The sequence below is a fragment of the Streptomyces sp. NPDC012888 genome, assembly GCF_042900645.1.
In the GTDB taxonomy this organism is placed as follows: Bacteria; Actinomycetota; Actinomycetes; order Streptomycetales; family Streptomycetaceae; genus Streptomyces.
The window spans coordinates 273,046-298,989 of the sequence record NZ_JBIBBM010000007.1; the positions used below are offsets into that span (position 1 = coordinate 273,046).

The 25,944-nt window shown below is 75.6% G+C and carries 21 protein-coding genes, 1 tRNA gene and 1 pseudogene; 14 read left to right on the top strand and 9 right to left on the bottom strand.

Translation table 11 applies throughout. From position 1 onward, the window contains the following. Positions 1-62 precede the first annotated feature (62 nt). Positions 63-629: an exonuclease domain-containing protein gene (locus tag ACFY61_RS15520; RefSeq protein WP_389471913.1), complete on the bottom strand. Its 567-nt coding sequence runs from the start codon at positions 627-629 to the stop codon at positions 63-65. Positions 630-750: 121 nt separating this feature from the next. Here ACFY61_RS15520 and ACFY61_RS15525 point away from each other — a divergent pair, with 121 nt between their 5' ends. The 6 genes from ACFY61_RS15525 to ACFY61_RS15550 all read left to right on the top strand — a co-directional run bounded on the left by ACFY61_RS15525 (position 751) and on the right by ACFY61_RS15550 (position 8,015). Next, the gene (locus ACFY61_RS15525) at positions 751-1,434 is read left to right on the top strand and encodes a helix-turn-helix transcriptional regulator (protein ID WP_389471914.1); all 684 of its coding nucleotides are present in this window, start codon (positions 751-753) and stop codon (positions 1,432-1,434) included. A 31-nt stretch (positions 1,435-1,465) separates the two neighbouring features. Continuing rightward, positions 1,466-2,041 carry a DUF3291 domain-containing protein gene (locus ACFY61_RS15530; protein WP_389471917.1) on the top strand — a complete coding sequence of 192 codons (576 nt, stop codon included), beginning with the start codon at positions 1,466-1,468 and terminating at the stop codon, positions 2,039-2,041. 163 nt (positions 2,042-2,204) lie between these two features. Further along, on the top strand, positions 2,205-3,317 hold the full coding sequence (locus tag ACFY61_RS15535) for an endonuclease/exonuclease/phosphatase family protein (protein ID WP_389471919.1): 1,113 nt from the start codon (positions 2,205-2,207) through the stop codon (positions 3,315-3,317). Between the two features lie 411 nt (positions 3,318-3,728). Continuing rightward, entirely contained in the window at positions 3,729-5,750 is a 2,022-nt protein-coding gene (locus ACFY61_RS15540) for an FAD/NAD(P)-binding protein (RefSeq protein WP_389471921.1), read from the top strand. Further along, on the top strand, positions 5,747-7,144 hold the full coding sequence (locus tag ACFY61_RS15545; RefSeq protein WP_389471923.1) for a lyase family protein: 1,398 nt from the start codon (positions 5,747-5,749) through the stop codon (positions 7,142-7,144). The genes ACFY61_RS15540 and ACFY61_RS15545 overlap by 4 nt, the downstream gene beginning before the upstream one ends. 109 nt (positions 7,145-7,253) lie before the next feature. After that, positions 7,254-8,015: a DUF6193 family natural product biosynthesis protein gene (locus tag ACFY61_RS15550; protein WP_389471925.1), complete on the top strand. Its 762-nt coding sequence runs from the start codon at positions 7,254-7,256 to the stop codon at positions 8,013-8,015. Here the strand turns inward: ACFY61_RS15550 and ACFY61_RS15555 are convergent. The 3 genes from ACFY61_RS15555 to ACFY61_RS15565 are packed head-to-tail and all read right to left on the bottom strand — an operon-like array spanning position 7,982 to position 10,490. Beyond that, on the bottom strand, positions 7,982-9,100 hold the full coding sequence (locus ACFY61_RS15555; RefSeq protein WP_389471928.1) for a sensor histidine kinase: 1,119 nt from the start codon (positions 9,098-9,100) through the stop codon (positions 7,982-7,984). The two genes, ACFY61_RS15550 and ACFY61_RS15555, sit on opposite strands and share 34 nt — an antisense overlap. Beyond that, positions 9,093-9,767, bottom strand: coding sequence for a response regulator transcription factor (locus tag ACFY61_RS15560; protein WP_389471931.1), 675 nt, complete (start codon positions 9,765-9,767; stop codon positions 9,093-9,095). The genes ACFY61_RS15555 and ACFY61_RS15560 overlap by 8 nt, the downstream gene beginning before the upstream one ends. Positions 9,768-9,776: 9 nt before the next feature. Continuing rightward, on the bottom strand, positions 9,777-10,490 hold the full coding sequence (locus tag ACFY61_RS15565; protein ID WP_389471933.1) for a VanZ family protein: 714 nt from the start codon (positions 10,488-10,490) through the stop codon (positions 9,777-9,779). A 588-nt stretch (positions 10,491-11,078) separates the two neighbouring features. On the opposite strand from ACFY61_RS15565, the gene ACFY61_RS15570 reads away from it, so the two are divergent. The 5 genes and pseudogenes from ACFY61_RS15570 to ACFY61_RS15590 all read left to right on the top strand — a co-directional run bounded on the left by ACFY61_RS15570 (position 11,079) and on the right by ACFY61_RS15590 (position 17,785). Then, a complete protein-coding gene (locus tag ACFY61_RS15570) occupies positions 11,079-13,670 on the top strand; it encodes a LuxR C-terminal-related transcriptional regulator (RefSeq protein ID WP_389471934.1) in 2,592 nt (863 codons plus the stop codon). A 135-nt stretch (positions 13,671-13,805) separates the two neighbouring features. Beyond that, entirely contained in the window at positions 13,806-14,003 is a 198-nt protein-coding gene (locus ACFY61_RS15575) for a hypothetical protein (RefSeq protein ID WP_389471935.1), read from the top strand. A gap of 85 nt (positions 14,004-14,088) precedes the next feature. Next, positions 14,089-15,499, top strand: a pseudogene (locus ACFY61_RS15580) (DUF2252 domain-containing protein). A gap of 203 nt (positions 15,500-15,702) precedes the next feature. Continuing rightward, the gene (locus ACFY61_RS15585) at positions 15,703-17,304 is read left to right on the top strand and encodes an MFS transporter (protein WP_389471938.1); all 1,602 of its coding nucleotides are present in this window, start codon (positions 15,703-15,705) and stop codon (positions 17,302-17,304) included. Positions 17,305-17,419: 115 nt separating this feature from the next. Then, positions 17,420-17,785 (top strand): amphi-Trp domain-containing protein, encoded by a 366-nt coding sequence (locus tag ACFY61_RS15590; protein WP_389471939.1) that lies wholly within the window; start codon positions 17,420-17,422, stop codon positions 17,783-17,785. A 121-nt stretch (positions 17,786-17,906) separates the two neighbouring features. Here the strand turns inward: ACFY61_RS15590 and ACFY61_RS15595 are convergent, their stop codons facing one another. After that, the gene (locus ACFY61_RS15595; protein ID WP_389471941.1) at positions 17,907-18,848 is read right to left on the bottom strand and encodes a hypothetical protein; all 942 of its coding nucleotides are present in this window, start codon (positions 18,846-18,848) and stop codon (positions 17,907-17,909) included. Positions 18,849-18,926: 78 nt separating this feature from the next. Beyond that, positions 18,927-19,328 (bottom strand): SHOCT domain-containing protein, encoded by a 402-nt coding sequence (locus ACFY61_RS15600; RefSeq protein ID WP_389471943.1) that lies wholly within the window; start codon positions 19,326-19,328, stop codon positions 18,927-18,929. A gap of 225 nt (positions 19,329-19,553) precedes the next feature. Here ACFY61_RS15600 and ACFY61_RS15605 point away from each other — a divergent pair, with 225 nt between their 5' ends. After that, positions 19,554-20,141, top strand: a complete 588-nt coding sequence (locus tag ACFY61_RS15605) for a potassium channel family protein (protein ID WP_389471945.1) — start codon at positions 19,554-19,556, stop codon at positions 20,139-20,141. Here the strand turns inward: ACFY61_RS15605 and ACFY61_RS15610 are convergent. Further along, positions 20,138-21,487 carry a hypothetical protein gene (locus ACFY61_RS15610; protein ID WP_389471947.1) on the bottom strand — a complete coding sequence of 450 codons (1,350 nt, stop codon included), beginning with the start codon at positions 21,485-21,487 and terminating at the stop codon, positions 20,138-20,140. The two genes, ACFY61_RS15605 and ACFY61_RS15610, sit on opposite strands and share 4 nt — an antisense overlap. Before the next feature lie 235 nt (positions 21,488-21,722). On the opposite strand from ACFY61_RS15610, the gene ACFY61_RS15615 reads away from it, so the two are divergent. Next, a complete protein-coding gene (locus ACFY61_RS15615) occupies positions 21,723-23,549 on the top strand; it encodes a diacylglycerol/lipid kinase family protein (RefSeq protein ID WP_389472084.1) in 1,827 nt (608 codons plus the stop codon). Positions 23,550-23,631: 82 nt separating this feature from the next. Here the strand turns inward: ACFY61_RS15615 and ACFY61_RS15620 are convergent, their stop codons facing one another. Next, on the bottom strand, positions 23,632-24,660 hold the full coding sequence (locus ACFY61_RS15620; protein ID WP_389471950.1) for a saccharopine dehydrogenase NADP-binding domain-containing protein: 1,029 nt from the start codon (positions 24,658-24,660) through the stop codon (positions 23,632-23,634). 114 nt (positions 24,661-24,774) lie between these two features. Here ACFY61_RS15620 and ACFY61_RS15625 point away from each other — a divergent pair, with 114 nt between their 5' ends. Further along, positions 24,775-25,743 (top strand): helix-turn-helix domain-containing protein, encoded by a 969-nt coding sequence (locus ACFY61_RS15625; protein WP_389471952.1) that lies wholly within the window; start codon positions 24,775-24,777, stop codon positions 25,741-25,743. Between the two features lie 11 nt (positions 25,744-25,754). Here ACFY61_RS15625 and ACFY61_RS15630 read toward each other — a convergent pair. Continuing rightward, positions 25,755-25,829 (bottom strand) — tRNA-Trp (locus ACFY61_RS15630). Between the last annotated feature and the right edge of the window lie 115 nt (positions 25,830-25,944).

A 25,944-nucleotide genomic window follows, 5' to 3' on the forward strand; every position in this document is an offset into this window, starting at 1 on the left:
AACGGCCGGAGGCGGCTCGGCGTGGCGGCCGGGGAGCGGTCGGCCCGCGGCAGCGTGCCGGGTCAGACCGCCCGCGGGGCCGGCCAGGCGTCGCGCGCGGCGAGGTGGAGGACCAGGGCGGCGATGTTCCAGGCGTCGTCCTCGCCGCGGTGGTGGCGGCCCTCCAGGGGCAGGCCCGCGACCGACAGGGCCCGGGACATGCCGGGGCGCTTGCGCAGGCCCAGCGCCTCCGTGAACACGGCCTTCGCGTTGGTGTGGTACCGCCCGAAGGGGTAGGCCGTGCGGCTCGCCCGGCACTGGCGGGTGAACTGCAGCCGGTCGTAGTCGCCCCAGCTCGCCCAGGGGCGGGCCCCGGCCGCGTGTTCGGCCGCCAGGATCCGGCACGCCTCCGCGAAGCCCACGCCGGTGTCCACCTCGGCCTGGGTGAGGCCCGTCAGTTCGGTGCAGAAGGCACTCACCGACGACCGGTCGGGGCGCACCAGGACGCGGTGCCGGCCCACCCGCTCCCTCCGGTCGAGGTCCACGACCGTCAGCCCGATCTCGATGATCTCGCTGACGGCGCCCGGCGGGGGCGTGCCCGCCCAGCAGGTGGCCTCGACGTCGACGACGTTCAGCAGGTTCCGGTCCATCTCTCCCCCCGGGTGCGGCGCCGGCCGCCGCGTTCCCGCCTTCCTACCCCAGGGCGGTCACCGGCCGCACCCGGGTTTCCACGCCTCTATTGCCAATCCGCGTTGTTCCTAGAATGGGTGGATGAAGGACATCGACGCGATCGCGGTGCTGCAGGATCCGGTGCGCCGCCGCCTGTACGAGTACGTGGCGGCCCAGGGCCGCGAGGTCGGCCGGAACGAGGCCGCCGAGGCGGCCGGCGTGGCGCGCACCCTCGCCGCGCACCACCTGGACAAGCTGACCGAGGCCGGGCTGCTGGAGAGCGGCAGCCGCCGCCTGACGGGCCGGTCGGGGCCGGGGGCGGGGCGCCCGGCCAAGGTGTACACGCGGGCCCGGGCCGAGCGTTCGGTGTCGCTGCCGGCCCGCGACTACCGCACCGCCGCCGAACTGCTGGCCGAGGCGGCGGAGCAGGCCGGGCTGGACGCCGGGCTGTGCGCGGCCGCGCGCCGCCGGGGCGAGGCCCTGCGCGGCTCGGCGGAGCCGTGCGGCGGCCTCGCCGAGGCCATGGAGGTACTGGCCGCCCGCGGCTACGAACCCCACCTGGAGGCGGGCCCCGAGGGCGCGGCGGGGGAGGCGGTGCCCTCGGTCCGCATGCGCAACTGCCCCTTCCACGCGGTGGCCGAACGTTTCCCTCCGCTCGTCTGCGGCATGAACCTCGCGCTGCTGGAGGGGCTGCTCGGCGCGGGAGGTCCGGTCCGGGCCCGGATGGACGCCCGCCCGGGGGAGTGCTGCGTGGTGGTCGAAGCTTCTAAAAACGATGACCGTTGACATAGAAATGGGGGCGTGCTGGGATGGGGCCATGACAGGATCGACGCACGCCGCCGCCCACCTCGCCCAGTTCAACATCGGCACCCTGCTCCACCCCCTGGACGACGCCCGCCTCGCGCCCTTCGTCGAGCTGCTGGCCCCGGTCAACGCCCTCGCCGACGACACCCCCGGCTTCGTCTGGCGGCTCATGGAGGACGGGGCGGACGACGCCACCGGCCTCCGCCCCGCCGGGCCGGACGCCATCGTCAACATGTCGGTGTGGGAAAGCCTGGAAGCGCTGTGGGACTTCACCTACCGCAGCGGACACCTGGACGTGATGCGACGGCGCCGCGAGTTCTTCCAGCGGCACGTCGAAGCGCACCTGGTGCTGTGGTGGGTCCCCGCCGGTCACCGCCCCACCGTCGCCGAGGCCCTCGACCGGCTCGCCGACCTCAGGGCGAACGGCCCCTCCCCGCGCGCCTTCACCTTCGTCTCCTCCTACACCGCCGCCGAGGCCGCCGCCCACCTCACCACCCCGGCGGCGGCCCCGGCCGACCCCGCCGCCCCGACCGATCCCGCCGCCCCGGCCGACCCGGGCCGACCCGCCGGGGACGTGGCGGCCGTCTAGGAGACCGGACCGCGTCCCGGCAGCGGCCCGCCCCGCCGCCGGGGCCGCCGGCGCGGCGCTTCGGCCGCCCGGCCCAGCGCGGATCGCCGGCGCGGGCCGGCCGTCGTAGGTTCGGCGCGGACGTGGACGCCCGCGTCCGACCGCTCCGCCGAAAGGGCAGCCCATGACCCGTCGCTGGTTCGCCTCCGCGCTGTGCGCGCTCACCCTGCTCGCTGCCGCCGCCCCGGCCGGCACCGCCTCCGTGGGCCCCGACGGCGGGCGGACCCCGCTCCGGGTCATGACCCGCAACCTGTACCTGGGCGCCGACCTGACGCCCGTCCTCGCCGCGACCAGCCCCCAGGCGCTCGTCGCCGCCGTGACGGCGGTCTTCGCGAACGTCCGGGCGACCGACTTCCCCGAGCGCGCCGAGGCCCTCGCCGACGAGATCGCCGAGAACGACCCCCACCTGGTGGGCGTCCAGGAAGCCGTGCTGTGGCGCAGCCAGACCCCCGCCGGCCCGGGCAGCGCCACCCACGTCGAATACGACTTCCTGCAGATCCTCCTCGACGAACTCGCCGCCCGCGGCATGCACTACGCGGCGGTGGCCAGCGTCACCGTCGGCAGCGACTTCGAGGCGCCCCGCGCCACGCCCACCGGCCTCCAGGACATCCGGCTCACCGACCGCGACGTACTCCTGGCCCGAACGGACCTGCCGGCACACCAGTTCTCCGTCGCCAACGCGCAGGCCGCCCGCTTCCAGGCCTCGCTGTCGGTCTGCCGCCCGGCGCTCGGCTGCCCGCCCGGCCCGCCGCTCGAGCTGCGGCGCGGCTGGGTCTCCGCCGACGCCACCCTGCACGGCCGCACGACCCGCGTGGTCACCACCCACCTCGAACCCGTCGCCCCCGCCGTCCAGGAGGCGCAGACCGCCGAACTCCTCGCCGGCCCGCTGAACACCACGCTCCCGACCGTGCTCCTCGGCGACCTCAACTCCGCCGCCGGCGGAGTCGGCGCGACCCCGGGAACCGCCACGCAGAGCCACGCCCGGCTGGTGGCCGCCGGCTTCACCGACGCCTGGACCGCCACCCACCCCCGCGGCCCCGGCTTCACCTGCTGCCAGGCGGCCGACCTGCGCAACACCACCTCCACCCTGAGCCAGCGCATCGACTACGTGCTGTACCGCGGCAAGATCAAGGCCCTCGCCGTCCACCGGGTGGGCGAGAGCCCGGCCGACCGGACCCCCTCAGGACTCTGGCCCTCCGACCACGCCGGTGTCAGTGCGCTGCTGGCACTCCGCTGACCGGCCTCGAAGCGCGCCCCGGGGCGCGCTGCCCCGCCTGAACGGCGGCCGGGGAATGCAGCCCCGCCGGCGTTCGAGGCGCGGGGTGCGGGGCGGAGCCCCGTGAGGGTCGGGCGGAGCTCCGGCCGGGCCCGCTCAATCGCCGTTCGGGCTCGAAGTGCCCCCCGCGGGGGCTCCGGAGCGTGCCCGGTGCCGCCGGCAAGGGCCCGGGCAGGGCGACCGGGCCCGCGGCCCGCGATGCGGCGGCGGCATGCCCAGACCTCCGGACCTGACGGATAGCGCGCCGGTCCGCGCGGGCACCTGACTTACCGCAAGCCGCACCTTTGACCTCGTTTCGGGGCGCTCCACATGCTTTCCGAAGGCCGATCGCCTCCAGGCCCTCGCACCCGAAGCCCGAATGGAGCACCCCTCATGAGCGTGAGTCATGTCGAACTGTGCATCGTGGGCGCCGGCCCCCGTGGACTGTCCGTCCTCGAACGGCTGCTGGCGAACGAGCGGCACGACCCGCAGCACGAGAGCGTGCTCGTCCACGTCGTGGACCCGTCGGCGCCCGGCGCCGGCGCCGTGTGGCGCACCGAGCAGTCCCGCCACCTGCTGATGAACACGGTCGCCTCCCAGATCACCGTCTACACCGACGAGACCTCCCGCATCGACGGCCCCATCGAGGACGGACCCAGCCTCTACGACTGGGCACAGTCCCTGACCAAGCAGGCCGGATCCGCCGGCGCCCCCGCCGGCGCCACCGACGCCCCCCACGCTGCCGACTTCTGCGAGGCCACCCTCGCCGAAGCCGCCCGCCTCGGCCCCAACACCTACCCCACCCGCGCCTTCTACGGCGAGTACCTGCGCGACTGCTTCCGCCGGCTCGTCGAGCGGGCCCCCGGGCACGTCACCGTCAAGGTGCACCGCTCCCGCGCCGTGGCCATGTCCGACGTGCACGGCGTCCCCGGCGGCCCGCAGGGCCTGCGGCTGGAGGACGGCACCCGCCTCAACGAACTCGACGGCGTCGTCCTCGCCCTCGGCCACGTCCCCACCCGCCTCTCCGCCCGGGAGGAGCGCACCGCCGCCCTCGCCCGCATCCACCACCTGACGTACGTCACCCCCGGCAACCCCGCCGACGCCGACCTCAGCGGCGTCGAGCCCGGCCAGAACGTCCTCCTGCGCGGCCTCGGCCTCAACTTCTTCGACCACATGGCCCTGTTCACCTCCGGTCGCGGCGGAGCCTTCGTCCGCGAGGGCGAGAAGCTCGTCTACCGGCCCTCCGGCGAAGAGCCGAAGCTGTACGCCTTCTCCCGGCGCGGCATCCCCTACCACGCCCGCGGCGAGAACGAGAAGGGCGCGCACGGCCGCTACTTCCCCAAGCTGCTCACCCCCGACCACATCGCGAAGCTGCGCGCCCGCGCCGACGAGGGCGGCGCGCCGGTGAACTTCAGCGAGGACCTGTGGCCGCTGATCTCCCGCGAGGTGGAGAGCGTCTACTACGGCGCCCTGCTGGCCTCCCGCGGCCGCGGCGACGTCCGCGACGCCTTCACCGACCGCTACCTCGCCCTGCCCGCCGGCGCCGACCCCGCGCGACTGCTCGCGGAGTACGGCATCGACGCCGCCGACCACTGGAGCTGGGACCGGCTGTCCCGCCCCTACGGCGACCGGAAGTTCACCGACCGCGAGGACTTCCACCGCTGGCTGCTCGGCTACCTCGCCGCCGACGTGGCCGCCTCCCGGGCCGGCAACGTCAACGGCCCCCTCAAGGCCGCCCTCGACGTGCTGCGCGACCTGCGCAACGAGATCCGCCTCGCCGTGGACCACGGCGGCCTCGACGGCGACTCGCACCGCGACGACCTCGAAGGCTGGTACACCCCGCTCAACGCCTTCCTCTCCATCGGCCCGCCCGCCTCGCGCATCGAGGAGATGATCGCCCTGATCGAGGCCGGCGTCCTGACCATCACCGGTCCCGGCACCCAGGTCCGCATCGACCCGGTCACCCCGCGCTACGTCGCCGAGTCCTCCCAGGTCGCCGGCGAGCCGGTGCACTCCACCGTCCTGATCGAGGCCCGGCTGCCCGAGCCCGACCTGCGGCGCACCGCCGACCCGCTGCTCCAGCACCTGCTCAACACCGACCAGGCCGCCCCGTACCGGATCGCCGCCGCGCGGGGCGCCGCGTACGAGACCGGCGGCCTGGCCGTCACCGAGCGGCCGTACCGTCTCATCGACGGCCGCGGCCAGGCGCACCCGCGCCGGTTCGCGTACGGCGTGCCCACCGAGTCGGTGCACTGGGTCACCGCGGCCGGCATCCGTCCCGGCGTGGACTCGGTGACGCTCGGCGACTCCGACGCCATCGCCCGGGCGGTGCTCGCGCTGCCCGCTCCGGCCAAGGTCCCCGCCGGTGTCCGGCGGGTCGACGACGACGCGGAGCTGCAGGGCGTGATCGTGTGACGTCCGCCGCGCACGACACCGGGCTGCTCAGCCCGGTGCGGGCCGGCGTCCCAGCCGAGCGGGCCACCGGCGACGAGGCCTGGCTGCAGGCCATGCTCGACGCCGAGGCGGGCCTGGCCCGGGCCCAGGCGCGGCTCGGCACCCTGCCCGGCGGAGCGGCGGCCGTCATCACCGAGTGCGCCCGCGCGGAGCTGTTCGACGCGCGGGCCCTGGCCCTCGCCTCACGGGAGACCGCCAACCCGGTGGTCGGCCTGGTCCAGGCGCTGACCCGGGTGGTGGCCGAGCGCGACGAGGCCGCGGCGGAGTACGTGCACCGCGGCTCCACCAGCCAGGACGTGTTCGACACCGGCGCCATGCTGGTGGCCGCGCGGACGATCCCCCTCGTCCGCGCGGACCTGGCGAGGACCGCGGCCGCCCTCGCGGTCCTCGCCGCCCGACACCGCGACACCCCCGCCGCCGGTCGCACCCTCGCCCTGCACGCGGTCCCGACCACCTTCGGCCTGCGGGCCGCGGGCTGGCGGGCACTGGTCCTGGACGCGGACCGGAGGCTGGCCCGGGTGCTGGACGGGGGACTGCCCGTCTCGCTCGGCGGCGCCGCGGGCACGCTCGCGGGCTACCTGGAGTACGCGGCCCTCGACGGCGGCGACGGCCTGGACCCCGCGGACTACGCGGACCGCCTCGCCGAGGCCTTCGCCGCGGAGACCGGGCTGGCCGTACCGGTGCTGCCCTGGCACGCGCTGCGCACCCCCCTGGCCGACCTCGCCGCGGCGCTGGCCTTCACCGCGGGCGCGCTCGGGAAGATCGCCGTCGACGTGCAGACGCTGACCCGTACGGAGACCCGCGAGGTCGCCGAGCCGGCGGCCGCCGGCCGCGGCGCCTCCTCGGCGATGCCGCACAAGCGCAACCCGGTCCTCGCCACGCTGGTCCGCAGCGCGGCGTTGCAGGTCCCGGCCCTGGCGGGGGCGCTGACGCAGTCGCTGGTCTCGGAGGACGAACGTTCCGGCGGCGTGTGGCATGCGGAGTGGCTCCTGCTGCGCGAGTGCCTGCGGCTGGCGGGCGGCGCCGCCCACACCGCGGCCGAGCTCGCCGAGGGGCTGCGGGTCGACCCCGACCGGATGGCGCACAACCTGGCCCTGACCGGCAGCCAGGTGGTGTCCGAGCGCATCGCCGCCGTGCTCGCCCCCCGGCTGGGCAAGGTGCCGGCCAAGCGGCTGCTGACGGAGGCCTCCACGACGGCCCAGCGCACCGGCACCCCGCTGGCCGAGGTGCTGGCCGGAACCCCGGAACTGTCGGGCCACTTCACGGCGGACCGGCTGCGGGAGCTCTGCGACCCGTCCGGCTACACCGGCGCCGCCCCCCACCTGGTGGACCGGGCCCTGGGCGACACCGCCTGACGTCGCCGGGGGGAAGTGGATGCGGGAACGGCTTCCCCCCGACGGTCCCGGGTCCGGCTCCGGGGCCCGGTGGCCCGGGGGGCGCCGACTCCGGGCAGAATCGTCGGCCGTGACCACTCCTCAGGATCCCGCCTCCACGTACCCGGAAGCAGTGGCCCTCGGCAGCCTCGCCGCAGCGCTCGTCGCGGCGGCGGAGGGCTGCCTCGCCGGCGTCCCCGTGACCCGCATCGCGGCGGCGCCGCTGCTCCGCGCGGACGTGCCGAGCACCCTGCCGTACCGCGAGCCGCTGGAGATCAGCGCGTCCTCGCGCCGCCGGCGGTGGTACGTACGCGGGACGGAGCCGTTCGAGAGGATGTGCCTGGTCGACGGCAGCACGGACGACCTGGCGGAGGTCGCCCGGGCGGCCCTCGGCTGGTACGCGGGCGCGCCGCTGGAGGAGATCCGCCGCACCGCGCCCTTCGTCCACCTCACCGGGCGCTTCGAGGTACCGGAACCGGACCCCGCCCGCCTGAGGGAATCCGAGTGGCAGGGCATGCGCGTGGAGGCCGCCGAACTGGACACCCCCTGGCGGGAGACCTACCAGGCGCTGGTCGAGGCGGCCCACGCCGAGCCGGCGCTGCGCGCGCTCTACCCGTTCACCAGCCACTGGGCGCTGCGCTTCTCGACCACAACGCGGCCGCGCCTGACCGCCGTCGGACCGAGTCTGATCGCCGGCAGCGACGGCACCTACCGTGTCGAAAGCGGCCTCGGCAGCGGGGAACCCGGCCGCTTCACCACCGCGCGCGCGACCGTCGAGGCGGCGGTGCGTCAGCTTCCGCCCGGGCTGGGCCCGGTCGTCTACGGCGGCGCCGCACCGGCACCCGGCGGGTGAACGCCCGCCGGGCCGGGCGGCAGGCGGACCGTCGCGACGAGGCCGCCGGCCGGGCGGGGCACGAGGGTCAGCGTGCCGGCGTGGGCGCGGACGACGCCGTGCACGATCGCGAGGCCGAGGCCCACACCGGCGTGTTCGCCGGTGCGTACGCGTTCCGTCCCGCGCTGGAAGGGCTCGGTCAGGGTCGGTACCAGGTCCGGCGGGAGGTCGGGGCCCGTGTTCTCGACCCGCAGGACGCTCGCACCGCCCTCCGGCCCGGTGTGGACCGTCACCGTGCCGCCGGCGGGCAGGTTGTGGACGACGGCGTTCTGGACGAGGTTCGTGACCATCCGCAGCAGGAGCTCCGCCGAGCCGCTCGTGGGCGTCGCCCCGCCGGTGACGTCGAGGGTGACGCCGCGCTGCTCGGCGAGTGGCAGCAGGGTTTCCGCGGCTTCCTCGGCGACGAGGGAGAGGTCGACGTCCTCGCGGGCGAAGTTCCCCCGGTCGCTGCGGCTGAGCAGCAGGAGCGCCTCCGTGAGGTCGATCGCCCGCGAGTTGACGGCCTGGAGGCGGGCGAGGACCTCGTCCCGGTCCCGCCCGGGGTCCCTGCGGGCGACGTCCAGCAGCGTCCGCGAGATGGCGAGCGGGGTGCGCAGTTCGTGGGAGGCGTTCGCGGCGAACCGCTGCTGTTCGGCGACGTGGGATTCGAGTTGCCCGAGCATGGTGTCGAAGGTGTCGGCGAGTTCCCGGAACTCGTCGTCCCGGCCCTCCATGCGGATGCGGTGGGACAGTGATCCGCCCCCGGCGGTCCGCGCCGCGGCGGTGATCCGCGTGAGCGGTGCCAGCATCCGGCCGGCGAGGACCCACCCGCCGACGAGGCCGAACACCAGCAGGAAGGCCATCGCCACCGCTGCGGCGGGGAAGAACGTGCGCACGAGCAGGTAGCGGTTGGGCGAGACCCCGAGGAGGCCCTGCGGGCTGTCGGGTACGTAGCGCAGCAGGTACCCCCACACCACGGCCAGCAGCAGGGCACCTGCGACGGCGAGGAACCCCGCGTAGCTGAGGGCGAGCTTCAGCCGGGCGCTGGGCCCCGGGCGTCTACGCATCCGTACGGCCGGTGTCGATGCGGTAGCCCACACCCGGCACCGTGGCGATGATCCACGGTTCGCCGAGCCGTTTGCGCAGCGCGGAGACGGTGATCCGGACGGCGTTGGTGAAGGGGTCGGCGTTCTCGTCCCAGGCCCGCTCCAGCAGCTCGCCGGCGGCGACCACCCCGCCTTCGGCCGCGACGAGGACTTCGAGCACGGCGAACTGCTTGCGGGTGAGGGCGACGTACCGTCCGTCGCGGAACACCTCGCGGCGGAACGGGTCGACGCGCAGGCCGGCGATCTCGCGGACCGGGGGTCGGGCGTGCGCGCGCCTGCGGTCCAGCGCGCGCAGCCGCAGGACGAGCTCCCGCAGGTCGAACGGCTTGGTGAGGTAGTCGTCGGCGCCGAGCCCGAATCCGGAGGCCTTGTCGTCGATCCGGTCGGCGGCGGTGAGCATGAGGATCGGCATGCCGCTGCCGGAGGCGACGATGCGCCGGGCGACCTCGTCGCCGGACGGGCCGGGGATGTCGCGGTCGAGGACGGCGAGGTCGTAGGAGTTCACGCCGAGCAGTTCCAGGGCGGTGTCGCCGTCGCCCGCGATGTCGGCGGCGATCGCCTCCAGCCGCAGACCGTCACGGACGGCCTCGGCCAGGTAGGGCTCGTCCTCCACGATCAGTACACGCATGCCGGAAGCCTATGGCGCGGTCACGCCGGACACCGGTACGGGGCGGGCCGGGTCCGCCGGCGCCCCTGCCCGGCCGCGCCACCAGCGGCGCGACGCCAGCGCGGCCAGGCCGGCGCCGGCGGCGTTGACCAGGACGTCGTCCACGGAGGACACCCGGTCCAGGCGCAGGACGTACTGGGCGGTCTCGACCAGGACCGAGCAGCCCGCGCCCAGCGCCAGGACCCGCGGCAGGGACGCCAGCGCCGCGAACCGCACCGGGGCGAAGAACCCCAGCGACGCGAAGACCAGCAGGTTGCCGGCGATCCCCAGCGGCCCCATCGTGACCAGGTCCCGCAGCGGCACCAGGCTGAACCGGCCCGGGACGACGCCCGCCCCGGAGCCCGGCATCATCGTCATCCAGACGAACGGCACCGTCCCGTGGACCATGGCCACTTCGGCCAGCGACCTCCGCCACGCCCACGTGACCCCGGCGGCGGCCCGCAGGCGCGCCAGGCCCCACGCCACCAGCAGGGCCGCCGGCACCGTGACCACCGTCATGAGCACCACCCCGTTGAACGTGCCGAGGCAGCGCTGCCACTGCCCGGCCATGCACACCGGGGCGGACATCGCGAGCGGTCGCCGGATGACGAACAGGACGGCGGCCACACCGAGGACCGCCAGGCCGAGGAGCACGGTCCGCCGCGCACGGCGGGCCGGTGCCGACAGGGACGAGCTGTGGTTCATGCCCCCATTGGAACCGGCGGGCCGTTGCGGCGGCGTATCGGGTTTTCGATACGCCCGCGATACACGGCGTGGCACGGGGTCGGTGAGAGCCCGGGCACCTCGTCCGCGTCAGAGGGCGCCTGGGCGGCGTCGGAGCACTGCACCGGGCTGCTGTCGGGGCAGCCGAACCGAGCCCTGCTGGTCGGACGGGACGCGGTAGCGGGGCGATTTCCGTCCGAGCCGCCGTTCCATGGGACCTGTCGCCCTTCGCGAGATTGCGGTCGCGGCAGGAAGCGTCGCGGTCCGCGTCGGGTACGCCGCCGGGCACGACGAAGGAGTCGCCGCGTCGGATGCACAGGAGGGACACCCGAGCGGGGCGTGCGGCGGCCCGTCTCAGGCGCCGGCGGAGCAGGCGCTCCTCACTGGACGGGGCAGGTTCACGGGGGACACGCCCTGGGCGTCGTGGCGGCACCGGCTCCCACGGCCCGCCGGACGACGCCCGGCCCGGCGGGCCGGGGGCGCGGCGTGGCGATCATGACCGGCCGCCGTGACCATGAGGAGGTGGAGGAAGCCGCCCCCGCGGCGAGCCCGAACACGGGGGAGTGACACATGACCGTGCCCCTCTTGGAAGACCCGCTGCTGGCCACGAAGCTCTCCGTGCCCGTCCAGGCGCCCGGCCTGGTCCGCCGGCAGCGCCTCATGAAACGGCTCACCGCAGGCACGGAGGGGCCGCTGACCCTGGTCACCGGCGGGGCCGGTTTCGGCAAGACGGCCCTCGTGGCGTCGTGGGCCCTCTCCCGGCAGGCCTCCGTCCCCCTGGTCTGGCTCACCGTGGAGGGCGACGACGCCCCGGGTGTGTTCTGGGCCTACCTCTTCGAGGGACTGAGGCGCCGCGGCGTACTGGCCGACGGCGACCTCGGGACGCCCGTCCGCGCCGACGCGGTCGCCCGCCCCCTCCTGGTCCGCCTCGCATCGCACCTCGAACGCCTGCCGGCCCCCCTGGTCGTCGTCGTCGACGGCCTCGACCGGATGCCCGGCCCCGACGTCCACCGCGACCTGCGGTTCGTCATGGAACACGCCGGACCGGCCCTGCGCCTGGTCCTGATCACCAGGGAGGACCCGCCCCTCCCGCTCCACCGCTACCGGACGGAGGGCCTGGTCCACGAGATCAGGGAGGGCGACCTCGCCTTCACCCGCAACGAGGCGGCCCAGCTCCTGGGCGGGCGCCGGCGGGCGGTGGACGACGACGTCGTCGACCTGCTGCTCCGGCGCACCGAGGGCTGGGCCGCCGGACTGCGGCTGTGCGACCTGGCCATGGCCCGGTCCGCGGACCCCACCGGTTTCGCCCGCTCCTTCACCGCCTCCGAGCAGGCCGTCTCCGACTACCTCCTGACCGAGGTCCTCGCCACCCAGCCGGAACCCTCCCGGGAGCTGCTGCTGCGCACGGCCGTCCTCAACCTGGTCCACCCCGAGCTCGCCACCGCCCTGACCGGACGCACCGACTCCGAACAGGTGCTGCGGGACCTGGCGCGCTGCCACGCCTTCCTGGAACCGCTCGCCGGCACCCGGTGGTACCGCTTCCACCCCCTGTTCGCGGAGGTCCTCCGCGCCCACCTGCGCAGCCGGCAGCCCGGTCTGGAGCCCTGGCTGCACCGCCGCGCGGCACGCTGGTACGCCGAGCGGGGCCGGACCGTCGAAGCCGTCGCGGAGGCCGCCGCCGGTGGCGACTGGGCCTTCGCGGCCGCCCGGACCGTCCGGCACCTGATGGTCGCCCCCATGCTCGTAGGCCCCGGAGCCGCACCCTCGGCCGACACCTTCGCCCGGATGCCCGCCGCCACCCCGGGATCCGCCCCCGCACTGGTCGCCGCCGCCTGCTGCCTGGCCCACCACGACACCTCCGGCTGCCGCACCTGGCTGGCGCGGGCCGAGCGCCGGTCGGACCGCGCCGACCCGCCGCCGGACCACGCCACCCGGCTCACGGCCGCCCTGCTCGGGCTGCTGTCCGCCCCCCTGGGCTCCGGCGACGCCGAGTCACGCAGGGTCACCGCGCTGATGACGCAACTGCCGCCCGGGGAACTCCGCCGACACCCCGAGCTCGAACCGCTGCGCCTCTACGGTCTGGCGTGCGTCCACCGGCACGCCGGAGACCTGGAAGCGGCCCGCGACGGGCTGGAACAGGCGGTACGGGCCTGCTCCGGCGACACCACGGTGCTGCTGCGCCACCGCTGCCTGGGACGGCTGGCCCTGGCCGACGCCGCCGCCGGCGCCCTCACCCGGGCCGACGAGCACGCGACGGCCTCCCGGGACCTCGCCGACCGGCACGGCGTCCCCGACGACCACCGGTCCGGCGCCGCCGGGCTGGCCCTGGCCGCCGTGGCCCTGGAACGGGCGGACCTCGCGACGGCGGCGGCCGAACTCGACCGGTGCGAACAGCTCCCCGACACCTGCCGTGACGCCGACCTCGCCATGGAGCGGCTGATCCTCCGCTCGCGGCTCGCGTCCGCCCGGGGCCGGTCGCAGGACGCGTTCGACCTGCTCGACGGACTCGTGGCCGCCGCCGACCCCGACACCGCCGCGCGGCTGGCCGAAGCCCGCGCCACCGCCGCCCTGACCCGCGGCGACCCCGCCACGGCGGTCCGCGCCCTGGAGGAAGCCCCCGCCGGCCCGCCCTCGCGCACGGTCCTCCTCGCCGAGGCGCACCTCGCCGCCGGGGACGCGCGGCAGGCCCTCCGGCTGGTCGCCGAGGCCGAGGACGCCCCCGGCACCACCCTCCAGGACCGGGTACGGCTGACCCTCCTGCGCGCCCACCAAGCCCTGCTCGACGGTGACGAAGCCGCGGCCCGCGACCTGTTCGGGCAGGCCCTCGACCGCGCGCACCCCGAACTGCTGCGGCGCCCCTTCATCGAGGCCGGGCCGTGGGTCCGCCACCTCGCGGGCGGACCCGGCGGGCGCGACGGCGCCTACGCCTGGGTCACCGCCGCACCCGTCCGGCCGGACACCGTCGTGGTCGAAGCGCTGAGCCCCCGCGAGAGGGAGGTGCTCCAGCAGGTGGCCCGGATGCTGTCCACCGAGGAGACCGCCGCGGAGCTGGGACTGTCCGTCAACACCGTCAAGACGCACCTGCGCTCCGTCTACCAGAAGCTCGGCGCCTCCCGCCGGCGGGACGCCGTCGAACGCGCCCGCGAACTCAACATGCTGTGACCGGACCTCCGCGCACGCGCCCCCCGGCGCCCCTCTCACCTCCCGCGGGTGAGGTGGACGCCACCGCACCCGCGCAGCATGGAGGAAAGGGTTCCGACCGGGCACCCGCCGGACGAGGGAGGGAAGACGCCGGCCATGCGCTACGAATTCCGGATCGAGGGCTGCGTGTCCGAAACGCTGTCCCGCGCCTTTCCCGAACTCGACCACCACCAGGCTCCCCGCGACACCCGCTTCTTCGGCACCGTCACGGACGAGGCGCACCTCTACGGCCTCCTCGGGCGCTTCCGGGATCTGGGCCTGCACATCGAGGAGATGCGGCGCCTGCCCGACTGACCGCCGTCAGAGGGGACCGGCCGTGACACGGGCCGCGACACGGGCCGCGACACGGGCCGTGACACAGGCGAGAGGAGGCGGCACCATGACCGGACCCGCAGCCGCCGGGGACACCCCGCTCACCCCCGACGCCCGCGCGGGCCGCGGCAAGGCGGCACGCGCCACCGTGCGGCGCTCGGAACACGCCCGGCTCGGCCCCGGCGCCGCACGGCAGGACCCCGTCCGGATCCTGGAGGAGGAGTCCGCCACGCGCCTGCCGGAACTGCTGCCCATCCGCTACGGCCGGATGCTCCAGACGCCCTTCCACTTCTACCGAGGCGCCGCCGCCGTCATGGCCGCCGACCTCGGCGGGGAACCCCACACCGGCCTGACCGTCCAACTGTGCGGCGACGCCCACGTCATGAACTTCGGACTGTTCGCGTCCCCCGAACGCTCCCTCGTCTTCGACGTCAACGACTTCGACGAGACCTACCCCGGCCCCTTCGAATGGGACGTCAAACGGCTCGCCGCCAGCCTCGCCGTCGCCGGCCGCGAGAACGGGTTCTCCGCACGCGAACGGCTCGCGGCCGTCACGGCCGCGGTGTCGGCCTACCGCCTGCGGATGCAGCGCTTCGCCGGCATGCGCGTCCTGGACGTCTGGTACGCCCAGGACGACGTCCAGGACCTGCGCACGATCGCCGCCGAAGGCGGCCGGAGCGTCCTGCGCGGGGCCGACCGCGTCATCGACAAGGCCCGCACCCGCGACCACCTCCAGGCCTCCGGCAAACTCGCCCGCCGCGTCGACGGCCGGCTCCGCATCGTGTCCGACCCGCCCTTGGTGGTCCCGCTGGCCGACCTGGTCGCGGACCCTGGCGCGGCGGACCAGGACACCGCCGTGCGGGGACTCCTCGACGCCTACGCGGCCACACTCGCCCCCGAACGGCGGCAGCTGCTCGCGAAGTTCCACGTCGTCGACGTCGCCCGCAAGGTCGTCGGCGTCGGCAGCGTGGGCACGCGCTGCTGGATCGTGCTCCTGGCCGGCCGGGACGAGACCGACCCGCTGCTGCTCCAGGCGAAGGAGGCGGGACCGTCCGTCCTCGCCGACCACGCCGCGCCCGTCCCGTACGACAACGAGGGGCCGGCGGGTCGTGGCCGGGCAGCGGCTGATGCAGGCGGCCGGCGACATCTTCCTCGGCTGGCAGCGGGCCACCGGCCTCGACGGCCGGTCCCGCGACTTCTACGTCAGACAACTGCTCGACTGGAAGGGCTCCTTCCCGGCCGACGCGATGCGCCCCGAGGGGATGCGGCTGCTCGCCCGGGCCTGCGGTTCCTCACTGGCCCGCGCCCACGCGCGCTCCGGCGACCCCATCGCCATCGCCGCCTACCTCGGCACTGCGGACGCCTTCGACCGGGCCCTCGCCGAGTTCGCCGAGGCCTACGCCGACCGCAACGAACGCGACTACGAGGCGCTCGTCGAGGCCGCCCGCACCGGCCGCGTCCCGTCCGCGGACGGCTGACCGCACGCGTGCCCGGACTGCTGCCCGTGCCGCCGGGCGGGCCCGGGCCGCCCAGGACCGTGTGGCTGACAGCGGCGCCGCGCGGCCCGCAAATCAGCCGTCCGCGGCCCCCGCCTCCCTATCGTGAGCGGCACCCGCGCCGGCACCCGCCGGCGGACGTCGGGGCAGAACCGGGCCCGGGCGCCGGGCGGAAAGGTGGCGCAGTGAGGCGATGGCGGGCTCTGCTGGTGCTCGGCACCGCGCAGTTCCTGATGGTGCTGGACACCTCGGTCATGAACGTGTCCATCAGCGCCCTGGTGCAGGACTTCGAGACCGACGTCACCGCCATCCAGGCCGTGATCACGCTGTACACCCTGGTCATGGCCGCGTTCATGATCACCGGCGGGAAGATCGGCGACCTGATCGGGCGCCGCCGCGCCTTCACCGTGGGGCTCTGCGTCTACGGTGTGGGGTCCGGCATCACCGCACTCGCGCCCGAACTGTGGATCCTCACCCTGGGCTGGTCGGTCATCGAGGGCCTGGGGGCGGGCCTGGTCCTCCCCGCCCTCGCGGCCCTCGTCGCCGGCGCCTACCGGGGCCGCGAACGAGCCGTCGCCTACGGCGTGATCGGCGGACTGGCGGGCGCGGGCATCGCCGTCGGGCCGCTGCTGGGCGGCTGGGTCACCACGTACCTGACGTGGCGGGTCGTCTTCGCCGGCGAGGTCGTCATCGTGGCCGCGCTGCTCTGCGTGGTGCGCTGGATCGGCGAACCGGCGCGGCCGGCCCGGCCGCCCCGCCTCGACGCCGGCGGCGCCGTGCTGTCCGCCCTCGGCCTGGGCGCCGTGGTGCTCGGCGTCCTGCAGAGCGCGAGCTGGGGCTGGGTGCGGCCCCGGGACACTCCCTTCACCGTCTTCGGCTTCGCCCCCACCCTGTTCGTCATCGCCGCGGGCGGCGTCCTGCTGTGGCTGTTCCGGATCTGGGAGCGGCGCCGGGAAACCCGCGGCCAGGACCCGCTGGTCAGCTTCTCCCTGTTCGCCGTCCCCTCGCTGCGCGCCGGGCTGGCCATGCTGCTCGGCCAGAACCTCGTCCTGCTCGGCCTGTTCTTCGTCATCCCCCTGTACCTGCAGATCGTGCTGGGGCTCGACGCGTTCGAGACGGGCCTGCGCCTGCTGCCGGTCTCCGTGACGATGTTCCTCGCCGCCCTCAGCGGCCCCCTCCTCGGCCGGGTGGCCGGTCCGCGCACGGTGGTGCGGACGGGCCTGCTCGTCCTCCTCGTCGCCGTCGTATGGCTCCTCGCGACGGTCCGGCCGGAGCTCGACGACGCCTCGTTCGCCTGGGCCATGGCCGTGCTCGGCGTCGGCATGGGCCTGCTGGCCTCGCAACTCGGCAACGTGGTGCAGTCCAGCGTGGAGGAAGGGCGCCGCAGCGAGGCCGGCGGGCTCCAGTACACCGCGCAGAACCTGGGGTCCTCGCTGGGCACCGCCCTCATCGGATCGGTGCTGATCGCCGCCTTGACCGGCGTCTTCGTCCGGCAGATCGAGGACAACCCGGCGATCTCCGACGCGGCGCGCGAGCAGACCGGCATCGCCGTCCAGCAGGGGGTCAGCTTCCTCTCCACCGACCAGGTCCGGGCGGCCACCGAACGGGCCGGCCTTCCCCCGGCGGAGGCCGAGGCGTACGTGGACGACTACGCGCAGGCGCAGATCGCCGGTCTCAAGGCGGCGATCCTGGCGGTCGGCGCCATCACCCTCTGCTGCCTGCCCTTCACCCGCCGGCTGCCCGCCGAGCGGACGGGGGGACCCGCGGACACGCCCACGGGCCCCTGAGCCGCCGGCGCTTCACCCCCTGGCCACGCGGGCCGTGCGGGAAGCCGCCCCGGAACGGACCATGACAGGTGTCCGGCCCGTTCCGCCGGCCACACCACCCCACCCGGAGGAACCCATGAAGGACCTCAAGTTCGAGCAGAAGCGCTCGCTGTCCCGTGCCCAGGCCGCCGACCTGCTCGCGGGACTCGCCAAGGCCCTCGGGGAAGGCGGTGAGGCGGAGGTCGACCTGGGCTCCGGAGTGCTGAGCCTGCGGGTCCCGGACGAACTCCGCAGCGAGGTGGAGATCGAGGTGTCCGGCGACGAGATCGAGCTGGAGATCGAGCTCAAGTGGAACACCGGCCGGTCCCGTACGGCGGCCGCCCCCGCCCGGAACACCGCGGACGAGCCGGAAGCGGCCCCCGCACGCACGGCGCGCCCCGCACGGACCCGGAAGACCACGGCGGCGGCACGCACGGGCCGGACCCCCGCCAAGCGCGGCTGACCACCGCGCCGCACGGCCGGCCCCGCACACCCGCGCCCCGCGCACCCGCGCCCGCGCACCCGGGCCTCGTGCACGCACGCCCCGCGCCCCGCGCCCCGCGCCCCGCAGGGCGCGGGCCCCGTCAGTCCGCGGCCCCACGGCGTCGCCGGTACTGCCACAGGGCCCCCGCCAGCACGGACGCCACGGCCAGCGTGATGACCACCAGCGGCCACACGCTGCCGCCCATCCGCAGGTCGGCGACGTACAGCAGTACCACCAGCAGCACCGGCAGCAGCAGGAACGCCACGGCCCGCGCGGCCGCCGCCAGCATGCCGGGGTCCAGCCGGGACCTGCCGCGTTCCACCGGCAGCGGGGTGTCGGCCAGGTAGAACGCCGCGGCCCGGGCCAGCACCTCGCGGGTCGCCCTGCGGTACGACACCGCCATGTACGGCAGCCACACCAGCGGGGCCACGGTCCCCACGAGGAACGTCACCCCCAGCAGGGCCCAGCGGCCCACGGTGGCGAGCCGGTCCCGGGCGGTCGGGGCGGTGTCCGACCCGCGCGGTGGCAGCAGCCCGAGGAGTTTGGCCATGCGGAGCGTCAGCGCCGTCAGGGCGGAGATCCGGCCGCCGCCGCCCTGCCCGGGGCTGCGCCGGTCCTCCTCCGCGTGCGCCGCCAGCGCCCGCTCCGCGGTGTCGGGGTCGCCGTGCACGCCCTGCAGCACCAGGAGTTCCGCGGCCCGCCGCGGGACCGTCGGGTCGTGGCCGGCCACCGCCGCCAGCTCCAGCATCGTGCGCGCCTGGCTCAGCAGCGCCGCGCAGAACGCGACCGGGATGAAGACCAGGAACGGACCGCCGACGAAGGCGCCCTCGGTGACGGTCCTGCGGACGCCGCGCGCGACCACCTCGGCGCCGAGCGAGGCGGTGTCCGCGTCGGGCCGCTCGGCGCGCAGCCGCGCCACGCTGCGTGCGGCACGCGGTCCCGCGTGCCGCAGCGCGAAGCCCGCGAGCAGTTCGGGCAGTCGCCCCGGCTCCCGCAGGGCCGCCCGCAGCAGGACCTCGGGCGCTCCGTCGGGCTTGGCCACCGTGCCCTCCGTTCGTTCCCCGGACCGGCGCCGGCCCCGGCGGACGGGGCGGCCGGGCCGGGCGCCACCTCCGCGCGGTCAGTGGGATGCCAGGACCTTCGACTTGGCCTGCTCGTACTCGGCCGGGGTCAGGTCGCCGTGGTCGCGCATCGCGGCGAGCCGGGCGAGCTCGTCGGCCGTGGCCCGCGGCGCCTCGGTGTCGACCGCCGACTGGACGTACGCGCGGAAGGCCTGCTCCTGCTGGCGCATCTGGCGGACGTCGCGTTCGCCCATGCTGCGCCCGCGGGCGATGAGGTACACGAAGCAGCCGAGGAAGGGCAGCAGACACACGAAGATCGTCCACCCGGCCTTGCCCCAGCCACTCAGGCCGTCGTCCCGGAAGATGTCCCCGATGATCTTGAAGAGCAGCATGAACCACATGATCCACAGGAAGAACCAGAGCATCGTGAGGAACGCGTTGAGCAGCGGATAGTCGTCCATGTTCGCCTCCGTCGGACGGCCACCCCCAGGTCCGGGGAGGCCTCTTCTTGGCGCATTCCACGCTCCTCCGTCCGCCTCCCGCCCGCATCACCCGGTCCGGGTGGGATGCCCCCGCGCCCTTCCGTGTGCACCCGGGCGCCCGCGGCGCCGCGCGCCCGCCCGCCGGCACCGCCCTGGTCCATGCTGTCCCCACAGGGAAGGCCGGGCTCGGCGGAGGAGGCAGGCATGGACGGTACGGACTCCTCCCCCGGCGGCGCCCCCGCCGGCGGATCCCCGTCACCCACCCCGGTCCGGCGCATGCCCAGCCGGGCGGCGGTGGCCTCGACGCTGCGGTCCGTCTCCACGGCCACCGTCCTGGTCGCGGCGTACTACCTGCTGCCGTTCAGCCGGCACCACGTCAACGCGGCCACCCTGGCCCTGGGTCTGACCGGCGTCGCCGTCGTCTTCGCCCTGCAGATCCAGTCGATCACCCGCTCCGCCCACCCGCGGCTGCGGGCCGTCGAGACGCTGGCGACCACCGTGCCGCTGTTCCTGCTGCTCTACGCGACGACGTACTACCTCCTGGAGGAGTCCGCCGCCGGCAGCTTCACCGAACCCCTCACCCGCACCGACGCCCTCTACTTCACCCTCACCGTGTTCAGCACCGTCGGCTTCGGCGACATCGCGGCCCGCACCGAGACCGCGCGGATCGTGACCATGACGCAGATGGCGGGGAACGTCATCCTCGTGGGCGTCGCGACCCGGATCCTCTTCGGGGCGGTCGAGGCGGCCGTCCGCCGCCAGGCCCCCGGCGGCGGACGGGGACCGCGCTAGCGCGCCGTACCGTCCTCGGCCCGTACCGGCGGGCGGCTGTCGCCCGGGGCCGCCGCGAGCACGCCCAGCACGGCCAGGACCAGGATCACGAGCCCGAAGACGAGGGCGACGACGCCCGGTGTCGGGTAGTTCCACAGCAGCAGGGTGAGCGCACCCGCTCCGATCACCACGCCGGTCGTCCACGCCCGGTGGCCGTCCAGCCACCGGCCCGTGGATCCGGTGCGCATCCCGAGGCGTTCCAGGGACCGTCCCGCGGCGCCGGTGGCCCGGGTGGCCGTCCCGCGGACGACGCGGGCGCCGCGCCCCGGTCCGTACAGGTAGGCCGCCAGGCCCGTGACCACCGAGAGGACGAGCAGCGTCAGGGTGCTCTGCCTGAGGAACCGCACCAGCGTGTCGTACACGGCCGCGGCGGCGTCCGGCGGCAGCGCGCCCGGCGGCACCGAGTCGAGGTAGATCCGCCGGGCCACGGCCAGGGCGACCAGCAGCAACAGCATCATCACGAACAGCCCGACGGCGGTGGCCAGCAGCCACACGCGGTGCGCGGGGGCGGCCCAGACCGCCAGCGCCGCCAGCACCAGGACCGCGACGGGCAGCCACCCGCCCAGCACGTTCAGCAGCCGCATCGCGTCCTGCGCCTGGTTGAGCTTCTCGATCTGGAGCAGCGGAACCTGCTTGTCCACCGCCGGGATGACGGAGGCCTTCTCGAAGCCCGCGTCGACCAGCCGGGTCTTCAGCTCGTCGGTCAGGGTCCCGAGGTCGAGCACGATCATGTCGCCGCTGGCCTGGACCGCGCTGGTGCCCTCCCCGGTCAGCACCTTGACCACCGCGGACTGGGCCCGCCGGTTGGCCTCCGTCCACACGGTGTCGAACTGGTCGCTCGTCACCACCTTGGACACCACGGACCGCACGGCCGAGGTGAGGGCGCCCCGCAGCGGCCCTTCCAGGTCCTGGGCCCGGTCCACCACCAGCGGCGGCGCGTCCGCCTGCTGGAGCGCGCGCTGGAGGGCGTCGGTGATCGCGCCGACGTCCACGTTGGCGACCACCCGGTTGGTCAGCCGGTCGCTGACCGCGCCCTGCACGGCGGGGTCGTCCGCGAGGGGGGCGACCGTCTGCACGTAGCGGTCCTGGTCGGAGATGGTGTTGGCGAGCCAGGCGGACACCACGGCCACCGGCGACAGCAGGAGCGCCAGCAGCAGCAGGAGCGACGCGCCCGTGTACCGCAGGCGCCGGTGGCGCACCGCGGCCGACCTGCGCAGCCGTTCGTACTCCGCGCGCTCCCGGGCGGTCAGGGGGCGTTCTTCGGCGGGGCCCCCGTGGCTGTCCGGGGCCGGGGCTGTCGGGGCCATGCTTCCTCCTCGCTGCCGCGCGGCGCGGGCCGGCGTCGCTCCGGCCCTCCATGCTCACCACCCGCCCGCGGCGCCCGCCTCACCCGCGACAGGTGAGGCACGGCCGGCCGGGCCCCGCGGCCCGGGGGAGCGGCGGTGGGGTCGCCCGGGGCGGGGGATGCGGGCCCGCGCGGGCCGGAGCTCAATGGACACCAGGTGGAAGACTCCGGCCGAGCGGAGGATCACGACCGTGAGCATGCACGCCAAAGCGCGTCTGTCCCTGCTGTCCGGTGCGGCGGCCCTGGTCGTCATGCTCGTCTTCGCGGGCTTCCGGAGCCTGCCCCTCGTGGTCGTGGGCCTCGCCGGCCTGTGCCTGACGGCGGCCGCCGTCTGGCTGGTGCTGGCCCACCGCGGCCCGGTCCGGTGGCTGGCGGCGTTCCTGCTGGTGGCGGCGCCCGTGGCCGTGGTGGTCTGGTACCTGCGCGCCGGGCTGCTGTGGGTGGTCCTCTGCGTGGTCCTCCTGTGGGCCCTCGCCGTGACCGCCGGGCGGGCCGCGCTCGCCGACGAGGGCCGGTCCCGCATGCCCGAGCGGCGGGCCGAGCCGCCGGAACGGCCGTTCATCATCATGAACCCGCGCTCCGGGGGCGGAAAGGTCGGCACCTTCCGCCTGCGGGAGAAGGCCGAGGCACTGGGCGCCGAGGTGGTCCTCCTCGACCCCCGCCACCCCCAGGACGTCGCCGCGCTCGCCCACCGGGCGGTGGACCGGGGCGCCGACCTCCTGGGCGTCGCCGGAGGGGACGGCACCCAGGCCCTCGTCGCCGGCGTGGCCGCCGAGCGGGACGTCCCGTTCCTGGTCGTCAGCGCCGGCACGCGCAACCACTTCGCGATGGACCTCGGACTGGACCGGAAGAACCCGGCGGCCTGCCTCGACGCCCTCACCGACGGGGTGGAACTACGGGTGGACCTCGGCCGGATCGAGGACCGCGTCTTCGTCAACAACGCCTCCTTCGGCACGTACGCGGAGGTGGTCCAGAACCCCGCCTACCGCGGCGACAAGGTCCACACCGTCATGGCGCTGCTCCCCGACCTGCTCACCCGCCACAGCGGCCCCCGGCTGACCGTGCGCGCCGGCGGCACGACCGTGGAGGAACCCCAGGCGGTGCTGGTCAGCAACAACCCGTACGGCAGGGGGGACGTCGCGGGACTGGGCCGCCGCACACGCATGGACACCGGAACCCTCGGCCTCCTCGGCGTGAAGGTGAACAACGCCGCGCAGGCCGTCGGGATTCTCCGGCACGGCCGCTCGGGCGGTCTCACCGCGCTGACCACCCGCGAGGTCGTGGTCGACTCGGACGCCCCGCTGGTGCGGGTCGGCGTGGACGGCGAGTCGCTGACCATGCCCGCGCCGGTGCACTGCCGCGTGCAGCCCGGCGCCCTGCGGGTCCTCGTCCCGCGCCACCGGCCCGGCCTCCGGTCGGGAGTGCCGGTCGACTGGGCCGGGGTGCGCAGGCTCGCCCTCACGATGGGCCGCACGGCCGTCGGCGGCCCCGTCCAGGGCGGGACGCGCGACCACCCCGGAGAGCGCCGGCACTGGGGCCGGCACGCCGCCGGCCCGGCCCGGTCCGACTACTCCGGCGCCGTCTACGGTTCGCTGCTCGCGGCCTCCGTGGTCGTCGGGGCCGGCGGGCTCGGGCAGTTCCCGAAGGCCGAGCTGATCGGCCTGCTGCTCGGCACGGCCGCCGTGTTCTGGGCGGCCCACGTCTTCGCCCGCCTCTTCGGCGTGTCCCTGGCCAACGAGCCGCTGACCTGGTCCGAGTTCCGCAAGGTGTGCGCCGAGGAGAGACCCATCGTCGAGGCGGCCCTGCCGCCCGCCGCCGCCGTCGCACTCAGCGGGCCCCTCGGGCTCGACGTCTCGGGGACCATGTGGCTCGCGCTCTCCGTGGCCCTGGCCGGCCAGGTCGGCTGGGCGGTGGCCGGCGCCGTACGGGCCGGCGCGCCACGGCGCCTCGTCTGGATGGTGGCGATGGTCAGCCTCTTGCTCGGCCTGATGATCGTCGCCCTCAAGACGGCCCTGTCCCATTGACGGCCCTGTCCCACTGACGGGCCGGAGGCCGCCGGCCGCGATCCCTGGCCCGGGGGCGGGCCCTGACGCCGCCCGAAGGTCCTCAGGCCGGCAGTTCGACCTCGACGTGGTCCGACAGGGCGCGCAGGAAGTCCTCCGCGTCGAAGAGACGGCCGGCGGAGGCGACGCCCACCGCCCGGGTGCGGCCGGTCAGGATGCGGTCGACGGCCTCCACGACGAGGGGCGCCGTGACGGCGTAGATGTCCTTGCCCCGGGCCACGGCACGGCGTTCGGTCCCGCCCGACCGCACCACCACGTCGATCACGAACGTCTGGTCGGAGCGGCCGTCCGCGTCCGCCGCGACCGGCGCGGGGGAGTCCGGCGCCACGACCTCCCGGGCAGCCGCCGCCGTCATGTACGTGCGCACCTCCGGGATGTCGAGGTGGCTGGGCAGGGTCACCACGTCCGCCATGGTGAACTCCGCGATCACCTCGCGCTTCCCGACCGGCCCGGGGAAATCCCACTCCTGACCCGCCGGCGCGTCGTGCACGTACCGGAGCCTGCCCCCACGGAAGACGACGCGCCCGCCGCCCCGGCGCTCCCGGGAGACGGCACCCGCCCTGCGCGTCCCCTCGGTGGGGTGCCAGCTGCTGAGGGCGTACGCCACATGGGCCTCGTCGGCCGCGGTCCGGCCGGCCAGCGCCGCCGTGGCCAGCAGGTCGCCGAGGGCGCCGTAGAAGGCCATCGCCGGGACGACCACGGCACCCGCCTCCGCGGCCCGGTCGGCGAACGCGGCGAAGGTGTCGGCGTTCGCCTCGATCTCCGCGGCCACGTCCAGGTAGGGGATCCCCGCGCGCAGCGCCGCCTCGATCACCGGGGCGGCCGTGTGCGCGAAGGGTCCCGCGCAGTTGATCACCGCCGCCGCACCGGCGAGGGCCCGGTCGAGGGAGGCCGGGTCGTCCACCGTGGCCGGGCGGGCACCGAAGCCCGTTCCGGCGGCCAGCCGCTCCAGCTTCCCCGCGTCCCGTCCGGACAGCACCGGGACGAAACCGCGGGCGCGGAGCTCCGCCACCACGAACCGACCCGTGTGCCCGTACGCCCCGAACACCGTGACCACCTGCGCCGATCCCATCGGACCCACCCTCAATCCCTGACGACCCGCCGCTCCCTGCGACAAGGCCATCCTGTCGAGCGTGACCCCCACCCCGCGACCGTCCGGAACGACAACACCCGTACAGTTTCCGACATGACGACCGTGGCCCTGGCCCTCACCGACGGCATGCTCCACTTCGAGATGGCCCTGGCCATGGAGGTCTTCGGCTCGGACCTCCGCCACGTGGCGGACCCCTGGTACCGGCTCTCCCTCTGCGGCCCCCGGCCCGTGCGCGCCGGCCGCTTCCTCCTCGAGCCGGACCGGGGCCTGGACTTCCTGCCCCTGGCCGACACGGTGATCGTCCCCGGCTGGGCCGACGTCGACGTCGAACCGCCCGCCGAACTCACCGCCGCCGTACGCGCCGCCCACCGGGCCGGCGCACGCGTGGTCTCGCTGTGCACCGGCGCCTACGTCCTGGCCGCGGCCGGCGTCCTGGACGGCCTGCGGGCGACCACGCACTGGGCCCACGCCGGCCACCTGGCCTCCCGTCACCCCGCGGTGACGGTGGACCCGGACGTCCTCTACGTCGACAACGGCAGCGTCCTCACCTCGGCCGGCAAGGCCGCCGCGCTGGACCTCTGCCTGCACCTGGTCCGCCTCGACCACGGCTCGGCGGTCGCCAACACCCTGGCCCGCCGCCTGGTGGTGCCGCCCCACCGGGAGGGCGGGCAGGCCCAGTTCGTGACCACACCGCTCCCCGCCCCCGGCAGCCATCCGCTCGCCGGCGTCCTCCCCTGGGCGCTGGAACGCCTCGACCGCCCGCTCACCGTCGAGGACCTCGCCCGCCACGCCGGGATGAGCTCGCGCCACCTCGCCCGCCACTTCCGTGCCGTGACGGGCACCACCCCGCTGCAGTGGTTGCACACCCAGCGCATCCGCCGCGCCCAGGCCTTGCTGGAGACGACCGACGACACCGTCGACACGATCGCCACCGCGACCGGAATGGGCACCGCGACCACCCTGCGCCGCCACTTCCAGCGCACCATCGGCGTCCCCCCGGACACCTACCGCCGTACTTTCCGGGCCCGCGCCGGCGCGCACGGCAGCCCGCCGGGGGAGTGAGGGGGAGGCGGCGGAGCCGGCCGGAGTCGAACCGGCGTCCTCACGGTTTTGGAGACCGCGCGCGACGACCTCTGCGCTACGGCTCCGCCGCCCCGCATCCTACGGCCGGGGGGGGGGGGGCCCCCGCCCGCCCCCCCCCCCCCCCCCCCCCCCCCCCCCCGCCCCCCCCCCCCCCCCCCCGCCGGCCCCCCCCACCAAACC